This window comes from Streptomyces sp. NPDC058964, assembly GCF_042741275.1.
In the GTDB taxonomy this organism is placed as follows: Bacteria; Actinomycetota; Actinomycetes; order Streptomycetales; family Streptomycetaceae; genus Streptomyces.
The window spans coordinates 1-12,625 of sequence record NZ_JBHYKH010000088.1 but is presented as its reverse complement, the minus strand read 5'-3'; the positions used below and the strand labels follow the sequence as shown (position 1 = coordinate 12,625).

General features: G+C 70.6%; 9 protein-coding genes, 2 tRNA genes and 1 pseudogene. 7 read left to right on the top strand and 5 right to left on the bottom strand.

The features are described from left to right. Positions 1–192: 192 nt before the first annotated feature. The 3 genes from ACFW2E_RS14160 (at position 193) to ACFW2E_RS14150 (ending at position 1,359) form a co-directional block, all read left to right on the top strand. Positions 193–357, top strand: coding sequence for a hypothetical protein (locus ACFW2E_RS14160; protein WP_384466073.1), 165 nt, complete (start codon positions 193–195; stop codon positions 355–357). A gap of 83 nt (positions 358–440) precedes the next feature. Further along, the gene (locus tag ACFW2E_RS14155; protein ID WP_384466071.1) at positions 441–890 is read left to right on the top strand and encodes an SHOCT domain-containing protein; all 450 of its coding nucleotides are present in this window, start codon (positions 441–443) and stop codon (positions 888–890) included. A gap of 31 nt (positions 891–921) precedes the next feature. Next, the gene (locus ACFW2E_RS14150) at positions 922–1,359 is read left to right on the top strand and encodes a hypothetical protein (protein ID WP_384466069.1); all 438 of its coding nucleotides are present in this window, start codon (positions 922–924) and stop codon (positions 1,357–1,359) included. 111 nt (positions 1,360–1,470) lie between these two features. Here the strand turns inward: ACFW2E_RS14150 and ACFW2E_RS14145 are convergent, their stop codons facing one another. Both ACFW2E_RS14145 and ACFW2E_RS14140 read right to left on the bottom strand, forming a co-directional pair. Beyond that, entirely contained in the window at positions 1,471–3,936 is a 2,466-nt protein-coding gene (locus ACFW2E_RS14145) for a SpoIIE family protein phosphatase (RefSeq protein WP_384466068.1), read from the bottom strand. Positions 3,937–4,311: 375 nt separating this feature from the next. After that, entirely contained in the window at positions 4,312–7,233 is a 2,922-nt protein-coding gene (locus ACFW2E_RS14140) for a SpoIIE family protein phosphatase (protein WP_384466066.1), read from the bottom strand. A gap of 427 nt (positions 7,234–7,660) precedes the next feature. Between ACFW2E_RS14140 and ACFW2E_RS14135 the strand changes: the two genes are divergently transcribed. After that, the gene (locus ACFW2E_RS14135) at positions 7,661–9,343 is read left to right on the top strand and encodes a SpoIIE family protein phosphatase (RefSeq protein WP_384466065.1); all 1,683 of its coding nucleotides are present in this window, start codon (positions 7,661–7,663) and stop codon (positions 9,341–9,343) included. 66 nt (positions 9,344–9,409) lie between these two features. Here the strand turns inward: ACFW2E_RS14135 and ACFW2E_RS14130 are convergent. Both ACFW2E_RS14130 and ACFW2E_RS14125 read right to left on the bottom strand, forming a co-directional pair. After that, a pseudogene (locus ACFW2E_RS14130) lies at positions 9,410–9,751 on the bottom strand (aquaporin); the annotation flags it as partial. Next, entirely contained in the window at positions 9,748–10,128 is a 381-nt protein-coding gene (locus tag ACFW2E_RS14125) for an ArsR/SmtB family transcription factor (protein ID WP_384466063.1), read from the bottom strand. The pseudogene ACFW2E_RS14130 and the gene ACFW2E_RS14125, both read right to left, overlap by 4 nt. Positions 10,129–10,233: 105 nt before the next feature. Here ACFW2E_RS14125 and arsM point away from each other — a divergent pair, with 105 nt between their 5' ends. Beyond that, on the top strand, positions 10,234–11,127 hold the full coding sequence (gene arsM / locus ACFW2E_RS14120) for an arsenite methyltransferase (RefSeq protein WP_384466061.1): 894 nt from the start codon (positions 10,234–10,236) through the stop codon (positions 11,125–11,127). Between the two features lie 367 nt (positions 11,128–11,494). On the opposite strand, the gene ACFW2E_RS14115 is transcribed toward arsM, so the two are convergent. Next, on the bottom strand, positions 11,495–11,824 hold the full coding sequence (locus ACFW2E_RS14115; protein WP_384466059.1) for a hypothetical protein: 330 nt from the start codon (positions 11,822–11,824) through the stop codon (positions 11,495–11,497). 313 nt (positions 11,825–12,137) lie between these two features. Here ACFW2E_RS14115 and ACFW2E_RS14110 point away from each other — a divergent pair. Further along, positions 12,138–12,228: transfer RNA gene (locus tag ACFW2E_RS14110), tRNA-Ser, on the top strand. Positions 12,229–12,398: 170 nt separating this feature from the next. Then, a tRNA-Arg gene (locus tag ACFW2E_RS14105) sits at positions 12,399–12,471 on the top strand. Positions 12,472–12,625: the final 154 nt, after the last annotated feature.

The window sequence follows — 12,625 nt, the reverse complement described above, 5'->3', positions numbered from 1 at the left end:
GTCTCGTCTTTTGTCTACACCCAGACCACTCTTTTTGCTCGTGTGTCCCTCCCCCCCCGCCCCCCCCCCCCACACCTTCGGGGGCGCCCCCCCCGCTGGTTTACTTTGTGGGGGTGGGGGGGGCTCGCCCCCCCCCCCACCCCCCCCGGGGGGGCTCCTGGCCCCCCGCGGCCGGACGAGCCGTCCGGCCCGATGGCGGACAGTCCCCCGGCACCCAGGACCTACACCTGGACGTTCGAGCTGCGGCGCGACGACAGGAAGGCCCTCGAGCTCTACTTCTTCTTCGGCGATCCGGACTCCCGCAGCACCTACGTCCTGCAGAGAGCGACCCGAAGCGGAATCACCCGGATCGTGTGAGGCCGCCGGTCCCTTTCCGGCGCACCGTGGACTCGGAAGGCTCTCCGGGTGCTGGTCCGGAGGGAGAAGAAGGGACCACTCAGATGTACCTCGCGTACGACTACCCCCTGATGAGCGCCTTCTGGACCATGCTGTGGTTCTTCCTGTGGATCATGTGGTTCTTCCTCCTCTTCAAGATCGTCTTCGACATCTTCCGTGACGACTCGCTGGGCGGCTGGGGCAAGACCGGCTGGCTGGTGTTCGTGGTCCTGCTGCCGTTCCTCGGCGTCTTCGTGTACCTGATCGCCCGCGGCAAGGACATGGGCCGCCGCGAGGTGAAATCGGCGATCGAACAGCGCAACGCGTTCGACTCCTACGTCAGGGAGACGGCAGGCAGTACCCGCCCCAGCAGCGCCGACGAACTCGCCAAGCTCTCCGAGCTGCGCGCCCACGGCGACATCACGCCGGAGGAGTTCCAGAGGGCCAAGGAGCTGGTCCTGACCGGCGGCGGCCGCACGGGCGCCGCCTGGGCCCGCACCCCCGACCCTCACTGATCACCGGACGAAGCCAATCGAGGTGAGACACATGACTACGACACACACCACACACGCCCGCAAACAGCAGTGGGCCGCCGGACTGATGCTCTTCGCCGCGGTCATGCTGATGATCGCCGGAGTGATCGACATCTTCCGCGGCATCATGGGCATCGCCCGCGACGATGTGTTCCTCGCGACGAACGGCTATGTCTTCCAGTTCGACCTGACCGGCTGGGGCTGGGTCACCCTCATCCTGGGCGCTGTCGCCGTCGTGGTGAGCATGGGGCTGTTCGGGGGAGCGAAATGGGCCCGGATCTCCGGCATCGTCATCGCCGGACTGATCATCATCGCCAACTTCCTGTCCCTGCCGTACGCCCCTCTGTGGTCCACCCTGATGATGGCGTTCTCGGGTGTCGTCATCTGGGCCCTGTGCGTGGCACAGCCCACGGGCGGCAGCCCGCGCCAGGGCGCGTCGCGCATGAGCTGAGGCACCGTCAAGGCTCCACGAACGGCTCCGGGTCCGCCTTGAGCACGCGCCAGGCGTACGAGCCCGGCTCGACGGACAGGTGGTCCCCGCCGGGGTGGGCGAGCGGTCCGGTCAGCAGGCCCGCGGTGGCTGTTCGTGGTCCGCCGCGGGCGGCAGAGGCTGCTCCGTCCAGACCGTCTTGCCGTCGTGGGTGTAGCGGGTGCCCCACCGCTCGGTGAGCTGAGCGACCAGGAAGAGCCCGCGTCCGCCCTCGTCCGTGCTGAGGGCCCGTCTCAGGTGAGGGGAGGTGTGGCTGGTGTCGGAGACCTCGCAGGTCAGGCAGTGCGTTCGGATCAGGCGCAGCGTGACGGGGCCGGCCGCGTACCGATAGGTGTTGGTGACGAGCTCGCTGGCGACCAGCTCGGTGGTGAACGCCAGCTCCGTCAGCCCCCATTCGGCCAGTTTCGCCGTGGCCAGCTCCCTCGCGCGAGCAGCGGCGGTCGCTTCCAGGGGGAGCTCCCACGAGGCGACGTTCTCCGGCGCAAGCACCCGGGTACGGGCGATGAGCAGCGCCACGTCGTCGGTGGGTACGTGGTCGACGGACAGCAGCGCGTCGACCACGGCATGGCAGGTGTGGTCCAGAGGATCGGCGGAGTGCGCGAGGCATTCGCGCAGGTTCTCCACAGCGGCGTCGACGTCGCCGCTGCGCGCCTCCAGCAGGCCGTCGGTGTAGAGCGTGAGCAGGCTGCCCTCCGGAAGATCGAGGTCGTACGTCTCGAAGGGCAGTCCACCCAGGCCGAGCGGTGGCCCCGCGGGCATGTCGAGCAAGGTGACCTGCCCGTCCGGGGTGGACACCACCGGTGCCGGGTGGCCTGCGCGTGCCAGGGAGCAGCGCCGGGAGACCGGGTCGTAGACCGCGTAGAGGCAGGTGGCCCCGAGTACCTGCTCCGCCGCCGACCGGTTGCCGTCGGCGTTCGCCTCCAGCTCGGTGGCCAGCAGACCGACCAGGTCGTCCAGCCGGGCCACCACCTCGACGGGTTCCAGGTCGAGGCTGGCCAGGGTGCGCACAGCGGCCCGCAGGCGGCCCATCGAGGCCGCGGCATGTATCCCGTGGCCGACCACGTCCCCCACGACGAGCGCGACCCGGGCACCCGACAGCGGGATCACATCGAACCAGTCGCCGCCGATGCCCGGTTCACAGCTCGCGGGGAGGTATCGGCAGGCCACCTCGACGGCCGGCAGGTCGGGCGCCACGCTCGGCAGCAGACTGCGCTGGAGAGTCAGGGCGGCGCTCTGCTGCTGGGTGAAGCGGCGGGCGTTGTCGATGCAGACGGCCGCACGCGAGGAGAACTCCTGGGCCACCGTGGCATCGTCGTCCTCGAAGGGCTCCGAATGGCGGGCTCGCCACAGGCTCACCACGCCCAGTACCAGGCCGCGCGCTACCAGCGGCACCACGATCAGCGAATGAACGCCGAGCCCCAGAGCGACCTCGACCCGTCGTCTGTCCATGGCGTACCACTCGGGGCGCAGGGACAGCAGCCGTTCGAGAATCGTCCGGCGCTCGGCCAGGCACCGCGCCTGCGGAGACTCCGGAAGGAGCGGAACCACCTCGCCCTCCTGGAACGGGACGCGGTGCTCCGGGGGCGAGAGGGCTACCCGGAGCAGCGGACCCGCCACACCCTGATGCGGTTCGTCACCATGCGTCACCGCTTTGAGGAGATCCACCGAGCAGTAGTCGGCCAAGCCGTGGGAGGCCACCTCGGCCAGCTCACGGGCGGTCTGTGTCACGTCCAGCGAGGTCCCGATCCGGGCGCTCGCCTCGTTCAGCAGGGTCAGCCTGCGCCGGGCCCGGTAGCGCTGGGTCACGTCTTCGACCGTCTCGGCCACGCCCAGAACCCGGCCCGCGGAGTCCTCCATGCGGAACGCCGAGACGGACACCATCCGCTCCCGGCCCGGATCGTGGCGGGTCCGGGCCGACTGCTCCGTGAAGATCAGCGGCTCGCCGGTCTCCAGGACGTGCCGCACCCGCTCCTCGGCCGGACCCGCGTCCTCGTCGACCATGAACTCGCTGGGACGACGGCCCACCGGCGCCTCGGCCGGAACACCGCTCGCCTTCGCGATCGCACGGTTGATCCGGATCACTCTCCTGTCCGGGCCGTAAGTGGCCAGACCGATCGGGGACCGGTGGTACAGGCCGTCGAGCAGCGCACGGTCCCGCTGCCACGCGATGACGTCCGCGGCGGGGGCTCCGACCAGGAGCCACTCCTGGCTGTCCCCGTCCCGCGTGACCGCACGGGCCCGGAAACCCATCTCCACACGGCGCCCTTCGCGGTGCCGGACGGGCAGGACACCGAACCAGCCTCCCGTCCTCATGGCGTCCACGACGGCGGACCGTGCGACAGGCAGGTCACGGGCGTCGATCAGGAGGTCCTGCCACGCCCGTCCGATCACTTCCTTGGCCGAATAGCCCAGCAGTTCCTGTGCCCGTGTGCTCCAGCCGACCACCGTGCCGTGATCGTCGAGTACCGCCGAGGCGCCCCGCCCGAGGGCGAACGGATCGTCCGGACTCTCGCTGAACAGCATCGACGGCGTCCCCATAGCCACCACCTGCCTCCGTGACTCCGATGTTCCTCCCCTCGGTCCCGGTCCGCGACCCTCGTGTTCCTCTCGGCCCGGCGGTTCGGGGGAACGCGGCGGTGCGGGCTGCCGCCGAGGGCGGGACACCGGCCCCGGCCGCCGCACGCCGGTACGGATCCGGCGCCGGCTTGACCCGGAGCGCATCCTCTCCACGCACGGCAGCGTTCAACTCCGCAGTCGGCGGCGGCCGTTCGAGGACCGTCGGCACGAAACGGCGAGGACGGGCACCGGCCACGGCGACGGGCCCGGGCCTGCCCGCTTCGAGGACCGGCTCCTCCGCGCCCGGCGCACACCCTTCCGACACCAGCAAGCCCCTCTCCCCGCCGGCGTTGACGATCAATCCGAGGCGGTGGGGAGAGGCTGTTCCGTCCAGATGGACTTGCCGTCGCGGGTGTGGCGGGTGCCCCAGCGCTGGCAGAGCGCGGAGATGAGCTGCAGGCCGCGGCCGCCCTCGTCGGTGGCGGAGGTGTGGCGGATGTGCGGTGTGGTCAGGCTGGCGTCGGAGACCTCGCAGATCAGTGCGCGGCTGCGGAGCATGCGCAGCCGGATGGGACCGCAGGCGTGCCGGACAACGTTCCCGACCAGCTCGCTCACCACGAGTTCGGTGGTCATGACCAGTTCCTCGTCGGCCAGGTCCCAGTCGGTCAGCTGGGCCCGGACCAGCTCACGGGCCTGGCCCGCAGCCACCGGGTCCTCCGGCAACGGCCACTCGGCGACGTTCTCCGCGTCCAGCGGGTGGGTGCGGGCCAGCAGCAGGGCGGCGTCGTCCGTCAGCGCGCCGTGGGCGGGGAGGAGGGCGGAGGTGAGGGTGGCGCAGAGGGCGTCCAGGCCGGACGTGTCCGCGGGTGAGTTCGGCATCGGGTTCACGGACTGACCGAGGAGCTCGGCGAGGTGACGCATGCCGGTGGTGACATCCCTGTCCTTGCTCTCGACCAGGCCGTCGCTGTAGAGGGCGAGCAGGCTGCCGGCGGGCAGCAGGGTCTCGAGGGCTTCGAAAGGTGGGGCGGCCACCCCCAGTGGCGGGTCCGGGGCCATGGGCAGGAAGGTGACGGTGCCGTCGGGGTGGGCCACCGCCGGGGGCGGCTGACCGGCGCTGGCGTACGACAGACGCCGGCTCACCGGGTCGTAGATGCCGTACAGACAGGTCGCGAAGGCGTCGTTGCCCAGCTCGCCGACGATGTCGTTGAGGTGGCCGAGGATTTCGTCGGGCGGCAGTTCCAGGTCCGACAGGGTGCGGACGGCCGTGCGGAGCCTGCCCATGGTGGCGGCCTCGGCCATGCCGTGACCCATGACGTCGCCGATCACGAGCGCCACCCGGGCCGCGGAGAGCGGGATCACGTCGTACCAGTCACCGCCGACGTCGGCTCCCTGTTTGGCCGGCTGGTAGCGCGCCGCCGTCGTCACCTCGGGCAGCTCGGGCAGTGCCTGCGGCAGCAGGCTGCGCTGGAGGGTACGGGCCCGGGTCGTCGCCTCGTCGTAGAGCCCGGCCCGCTCCAGGGCCTGCGCGATCAGTCCGCTGAGGGCGGTCAGCAGCGTTCGTTCGTCGTCGTCCAGTATCCGCGGTCGGCCGAAGGAGATCACCGCCGCACCGATCTCGCGCCCTGATACCGCGAGCGGCAGAAAGGCCCACGCCTGCTTGCCGCCCTCCCGGATCAGGATCTCGGTCTCCGGGTACCGCTTCAGGATCTCCTCCGGGGAGGAGATGAAGCGGGTGGTGCGGGTGCGCAGGGCGTCGCCCACCGGATTGGTGTCCGTCACCGTCCAGTGCCCGTCCAGCAGCCGGGTGAAGCGCTCCGGGTATCCCCGGGAACCGACCACGGTCAGCCGGTCGCCGACCACGCCGAGCATGACGAGTCCGGTGGCCCCGAAGGGTGTCATCACGCCGTCGGCCACCGCCGCCATCACGTCCTGGGCCGTGACGGCCTCGGCCAGCTCCCGGGTGATCCGCTGCACCAGGGCCGCCCGTTTCCCGGCCGCCCGCTCCGCGGCGGCCCGCTCGACCTCCCGCAGATGCCGCTCGGTGGTGTCGGTGAGGTAGAGCGTGAGGCCTTCCGGCACCGGTACCAGCCGCAGGTGGTACCAGGACGTCCCGTCCGGCCCCGGTACGTCGAATCCGGCAGGCCGGCCCTCGGCCGCGATGGCCCGGCAGCGTTGCTCCAGCCCCGGCACGGCACGTACCGCGGGAAGGTCCCAGAGCAGGGCTCCGGCCACCTCTCCCGCGGCGCCGAGGAGCCGCTCGGCGGCCTGATTGAGAAATTCGATGCGCCAGCCCGCGTCCAGGGAGACGAAGCCGTCGCTCATGTGCCGCAGCGCCCGCCCCACCGACTCGGCGGCGGCGTGCGTTTCGCTGCTGTCCCTGAGGGTGCCGATCACCTTGACCGGTGCCCCCGCCTCGTCCGTGATGGTCCGGGCACGGGCCTCGACCCAGAGGTACGTGCCGTCCTGACGCCGGATCCGGTATTCGTTCTGGAAGCCGCCGCGGAGCTGGATGCCCGTGTCGAAGCCGGCCACCGCCGTCGGCAGGTCGTCCGGGTGGATCAGCTCTGCCCACGCCTCGATGCCGCCCGCCATCACATCCGGATCGATTCCGGCCAGCACCTCCTCGACGGGCCGGTCGGCGGTCAGCCCGCCGGTACGCAGGTCCCAGGTGTACGTGACGGAGGGCGCCCCTTCCGACGTGACGGAGGGCGCCCCTTCCGCGTCCCACGGGAGAGCCTCCCGCTGTCCTGGACCGTTCTCCAGGGCGCGCAGCACGGTGGGGGACGGATTGAGGATCCCGGACGACCTGAGCCTCCCGGACATCCAGGCCGCCACGTCGTTCAGGAACGCGCGCTCCGCCGCGTCGGGCTCGGTGCCCGGGGAGAAGAGGACGGAGAGCGCGCCGCGCCGCCGGCCACCGCCCGGAACGGGAACGGCCAGGTGACCGATGCCGGCCGGGAGCCCGGACGGCCACAGGACGGTGGGGTCCCGGCCCGGCACCGGGTCGGGCGGGGCCAGGTCGGGCTGCCAGGCGACGGTGTCGTGGCGGGCGGCCCTGCTGGGCGGCGCCGTGCCCCGTACCGGGATGATCAGCCAGGGCCGGACCATCGACTCCGGCAGACCGCTGTCGGCGACCAGGTACAGGATGCCGCTCATGCCGCCGCCCGGCAGATGCACCATGCCGCCCAGGCCGTGCACCTCGGCCACGGCCTGCTGGAGCGCGGTCAGCAGCACCTCCGCATCGCGCCGGTCCTCGTCCACGGCTTCGAGCAGCCGCATCCGTATGCGATGTCGTTCCAAGGGCCGTTCGGTCTGTATGGACCCCAGGCCCTGCGGTCGGTGCAGCGGATGGGGGACGCGGGGCATGGACGGGTCGGTGCTGTGGGCATCGCCGCTTCTGGTGTTCACCACTGTCGACTGTCGCCTCCGCTCACCCGGTGGGCCGCATCTGATCGGAAGTGGACCTGCAGCGATCTACATCCGACCAATCGATACTAATCGCACTAACGTAGGCGATTTCGCCCGACTCGGGGAAGCGCTCCCGTCGGGCAACCGTATGTGGCGTCGGCTCACCCTTCGTCACCGTCGGGGCTCGTCCGGCGGCTCCGTGTCGATGACGCTCCCGCTTGCCGCATCACCCGTACCCCAGGGGGAACCCGGAAAGACGGGTGTCCAGGTGTTCTTCTCCGGTGACGGGAGGCCGGCCATGACGGGCTCGGGTGATCGTCAGGAGGCGGTTGCCGGGGCCCTCGACAGCCTCGGCACGGGTGCGTACCTGACGGATGAGCAGGGCTCGATCATCGCCGTCAACACGCGCGGGCAACAGTTGCTGGCCCGCACCGCCACGCATCTGGTCGGCCGGGACGCCCACGACACGCTGCATCGCAACAGGTGCGGGGAAGCCGTACCGAGGGCCCAGTGCCGCATCCGTGAGAGCATCCTCGGCGGGCGCACGGAGCAGGGTGGCGACGAGTGGTTCGAGCGTGGCGACGGCACGCTGCTGCCGGTGGCCTGGCTGGCCACTCCCTGCGACATCGGTCTCCCTCCGTCGGCCACGCTCGTCCTCTTTCACTCCGCCGGACGCTCCGCGCGGCCCGCCCAGCGGCCACCGGCCAGCGGACGGCTCTCCGAACTGGAACGGCTCACGCTGCTCGCCGAGACCACCACGCTGCTCACCTCCACCCTGGACATCCACGAGGCGCTGCGTCGCCTGATCCACCTGGTTGTGCCCCGCCTTGCGGACTGGGCCGTCATCGACCTGATCAGCGAGTGCAACGAGGTGTGGCGCTTCGCCGTCGCCCACGCCGAGGGCGGCACCGTGGTGTTCCGGGAGGACCTCCAGGGCCCCATGCCGCCGGTGCCGCAGGAGTCCACGATGCCCCTGTCCCGTGCCCTGCGCGGCGTCGCGTCCTCCATGGCCGGTCCCGAGACCTATCAGGGGCCGCCCGACTCCGGCATCGCGGTGGAGCAGCGGCGCCTGTTCGAGGCGACACGCATGCACTCGGCAATCCTGGTCCCCCTGCGCAGCCTGCACGACGTTCTGGGCGCCCTCACCCTCGGCCGTGCCGACCAGCTCGAGCGGTTCACCGCGACCGACACCGCCCTGCTGGAGGACATCGCCCGCCGCGCCAGCTTCGCCCTGGAGAACGCCCGCCTCTACCAGCGTCAGCGCAAGGTCGCCGAGACCATGCAGCGCCATCTGCTGCCGAAGCTGCCGCGTACGCCCGGCCGCAGCATGACCGCCCGCTACCTGCCCGCACCGGACGCCTCACAGGTCGGCGGCGACTGGTACGACGCCTTCACACTGGCCGACGGCGCCACCGCCCTCGCCATCGGTGACGTCGTCGGCCACGACCTGGACGCGGCGGCCGGCATGGCCCAGCTGCGCAACATGCTGCGCGCGTACGCCCTTTCCCAGCAGGAGCCACCGAGCAAGATCGTGGAATGGCTCGACCGGGCGACCCTGTCCATCACCGAGGTCTCCATGGCCACGCTCGTCTTCGGCCGCCTGACGCAGAACGACGCCGGCCAGTGCGAGTGGTCCTGGACCAACGCCGGTCATCCACCACCGCTCCTCGTCACCCACGAGGGCGTGGCCCGCTATCTGACCGGCGGTCACGGGGTCCTGCTGGGTGCCGCTCCCGACCAGACCCGGCCCGACGCGACGGTGGAGCTGCCGCCCTGGGCGACCCTCCTCCTCTACACCGACGGCCTGATCGAATCCCCCCGCCACACCCTGGAGGAGGGCCTGAACCGCCTGCGCCGGCACGCCGCGTGCTTGGCCCAACGCCCCCTGGAGTCCTTCACGGACCAGCTGCTGACACGAGCACGCCCACCGGACAACGACGACGACGTGGCCCTGCTCGCCGTCCGGCACGTGCCCGGGTAGCGGGACACCGGACAGCACCGCTCCCCTGCCGGGGACGGCGTCCGGGCCGAGCATGACGGCGCCGGGCGGTTCGGCGAACATCGCATCCGCCAGGACCGCGCCCCGACGGCCCCGGCAGTCTGGGCAGGGACGTACGCGGCCACCTCCCGCACGGTCATGCCGTCGCTGCTCCTGCGACCGGTGAACCAGGCGGCGAGCGTGACGACCGGGTTGAAGTGCGCGCCGGAGACCGGCCCCAGCAAAGCGATCAGCACGCCCAGGCCGAACACGGTGGCAAGCGAGTCGGCGAGCAGCTGTACGCCGACGTCCCGCGACGGTCGCCTGAATACCGGAGCCGACCACCACGGCGGCCGGTGCGGCCGTACCCACCGCTTCGGCCACCGCACGCCGACCGAGCCAGGCGTTCACGCGGTCACCCCAGCGCGCCGGGGAACCGACAGGAACGAAGCCAGCCGCGCCGGTGCGTCGGGCAGCGCCCAGTAGTACACCCACGTCCCGCGCCGCTCGCAGTCGATGAGACCCGCCTGCCGGAGAAGCTTGAGGTGGTGGGAGATCGTCGGCTGTGACAGATCGAAGGCGGGCGTCAGCTCACACACGCACACCTCACCGCCGTCCCGTGAAGCGATCATCGACAGCAGACGCAGCCGTACCGGATCACCGAGAGCCTTGAAGACCTTGGCCAGTTCCGCCGCCTGGTCGTCGTCCAGCGGCGCGGCGGCGAGCCGCTGACAGCAGGCACCGCGGTTCGTGTCCCGGCCGAGGATTTCGAGCCCCTGTTTCGACATGCCTCTATGTTGACGTTTTTCGATCCAAGACGCAAGGTTGAATCAACGAACGTCAATACAAGCCGTTCCAGGGCACCGCCATGCCCCGTCATCCAGGAGTGACTCATGCCCGAGCAGTCCACCGACCTGCGTGAAACCGTCCGCCGGCGATACGCGGCAGCAGCCGTCGAGGTCACCGAAGGCGGCACCGCGTGTTGCGGACCGCAGCCCGTCGAGGTCGACGAGAACTTCGGCTCCGCCCTCTACGCAGCGGACGAACGCGACACGCTCCCCGCCGAGGCCCTGGCCGCCTCCCTCGGCTGCGGCAATCCCACCGCCGTGGCCGATCTCCACGAGGGGGAACGCGTCCTCGATCTCGGGTCCGGAGGCGGCATCGACGTCCTGCTCTCCGCCCGGCGCGTCGGCCCGACGGGCAAGGCGTACGGACTCGACATGACCGACGAAATGCTCGCCCTGGCCCTGGCCAACGCCGCGAAGGCAGGCGCCACGAACGTCGAGTTCCTCAAGGGCACGATCGAGGCCATCCCCCTGCCCGCGAGCACCATCGACGTGGTGATCTCGAACTGCGTGATCAACCTGTCCACGGACAATCCGGCGGTGTTCGCGGAGACGTTCCGCGTCCTGAAGCCGGGCGGCCGGATCGGCGTGTCCGACGTGGTCGCAGACGACTCCCTGACCCCCGAGCAGCGAGGCGAGCGCGGCGACTACGTCGGCTGCATCGCAGGCGCCCTTTCGTTCAGTGAGTACCGCGAAGGCCTCGAAGCGGCAGGCTTCACGGACGTCGAGATCACTCCGACCCACGGCGTGGCCGACGGCATGCACTCGGCGATCGTGCGCGCCCGCAAGCCCGCCGCAGTGGCCGCGACCGGGACCGCCGGGCCGACGGCCGACACCTGCTGTGGCGTGAATGCCTGCTGCACCCCGGCCGAGACCCCGGCGGATCCGGCCGTCACGGTCACGGAGGCCAAGGCCGCATCCGGCTGCGGTTGCCGGAGCTGAGGCACCGCCAGGAGGGCCCCGGCACGTTGTCAGCCACTCTCATGAGTGGGGCCGGGGCCGGACCCACTCCACTTCCGAGTGAATGACGCAGGAGCCCTCCACGCGCGACGAGGGCAGGGGCGTCCGGGACACCTCCCGCGCGGGAGACTGCCGCCGACCGGTCGGTACGCGTACCGCGTCCAGCGCAGCGACAACCTCGTCCTCCGCCCCTGCCGGCACATCCGCGACGCGCCCCAGCACCTCACTCACCCCAGTGAGCGTGTCCACCCGGCGCCGGCGCACCGGCGTAACACCTCCGCGTTGCTGAAGGGAAGTTACGCCGCTCGTAGGCGTGCGCGGCTTTGAGCGGTCAACTGCCTTGGGTGATTCAGTTGATGCAGTCCGGCACGGTGCCGGCGCAGTTTGTCGGAGTGTTGCCACGGACACGGCTGTTCGTGAGGGTGACGGTCGCGGGGGGCTGGTTGAGGATGCCGCCTGCGCCAATGCCGTCGGTGGCCGTGTTGTCGTTGACGTTCGATCCCTGCACGATCGCGGTTCCGGCGTTCGAACCGATCGTAAGGTTGGCGATTCCGCCACCGTCAGACGCTACGTTTCCGTTCACGTTGCTGTCCCGCACCGTGAGGCTTCCGTCGTTGGCGATTCCGCCACCGAACCCGCTGGCAGAGTTGTTGTTGAAGCGGCTCCTGACGATCGTCATTGTCCCGTCGGGGGGGGGGGCGCCGCCGCGGTGGGGGGGGGGGGGGGTGGGGGCGCGGGGGGGGGGCGGGGGCGGCCGGGGGGGACGGGGTGGGGCGGGGGGCGGCGGCCGCCACGGCGGCTCGTGAGAAGACCTGCGACATGGCCTGCCCAACGCGCGCGGCTCCCGGACGTTGCGCGGCCGCCCCGCCGAGGACAAGGACTTTGCCCTGTGGCCCGGGTGCCTAGTACCGTGGGGGGCGATTGGTGACAGCACGCTCGACTGTGTCATCATCTGCACGCACCACTCACGCGCTCGCGTGGGGGGTTGTGCTGGAGGCGTCGCCTAGTCCGGTCTATGGCGCCGCACTGCTAATGCGGTTTGGGCCTTAAAGCCCATCGAGGGTTCAAATCCCTCCGCCTCCGCCCCGATCACCGAAGCCCCGGCCCGCTGGCCGGGGCTTCGGTGTTTTCGCAGGTCACAAGGGGTGCGGTCAATGGATTTCACATGACGGCGGCAGTCATGTAATGTTCTTCCTGTCGCCGCGAGCGGGCCGGAAGGGCCGGGAGCGGAGACGGAAAACAAGAGAAAACAAGCACTCGTAGCTTAACGGATAGAGCATCTGACTACGGATCAGAAGGTTGCAGGTTCGAATCCTGCCGAGTGCACACAGGTTAGAGGCCCCGGAGAGAGGCGGATTCCAGGGGTCGTAGCAACACCGTGGTGAGTTGATCAAGCCGCGAGCAGTTTAGACAGACGCGGGGGGGGGGGTTAGCAACCCCGCGATTTTAGTGGGCGCGCGTTTATTTATGGGGCGCCCCC

Excerpts from the sequence above, each read along its gene's own strand:
- ACFW2E_RS14150 (WP_384466069.1), top strand. The coding sequence starts at position 922 with ATGACTACGACACACACCACACACGCCCGCAAACAGCAGTGGGCCGCC.
- arsM (WP_384466061.1), top strand. The coding sequence starts at position 10,234 with ATGCCCGAGCAGTCCACCGACCTGCGTGAAACCGTCCGCCGGCGATAC.
- ACFW2E_RS14135 (WP_384466065.1), top strand. The coding sequence starts at position 7,661 with ATGACGGGCTCGGGTGATCGTCAGGAGGCGGTTGCCGGGGCCCTCGAC.
- ACFW2E_RS14145 (WP_384466068.1), bottom strand. The coding sequence starts at position 3,936 with ATGGGGACGCCGTCGATGCTGTTCAGCGAGAGTCCGGACGATCCGTTC.
- ACFW2E_RS14140 (WP_384466066.1), bottom strand. The coding sequence starts at position 7,233 with ATGCGGCTGCTCGAAGCCGTGGACGAGGACCGGCGCGATGCGGAGGTG.
- ACFW2E_RS14160 (WP_384466073.1), top strand. The coding sequence starts at position 193 with ATGGCGGACAGTCCCCCGGCACCCAGGACCTACACCTGGACGTTCGAG.
- ACFW2E_RS14155 (WP_384466071.1), top strand. The coding sequence starts at position 441 with ATGTACCTCGCGTACGACTACCCCCTGATGAGCGCCTTCTGGACCATG.
- ACFW2E_RS14115 (WP_384466059.1), bottom strand. The coding sequence starts at position 11,824 with ATGACGATCGTCAGGAGCCGCTTCAACAACAACTCTGCCAGCGGGTTC.
- ACFW2E_RS14125 (WP_384466063.1), bottom strand. The coding sequence starts at position 10,128 with ATGTCGAAACAGGGGCTCGAAATCCTCGGCCGGGACACGAACCGCGGT.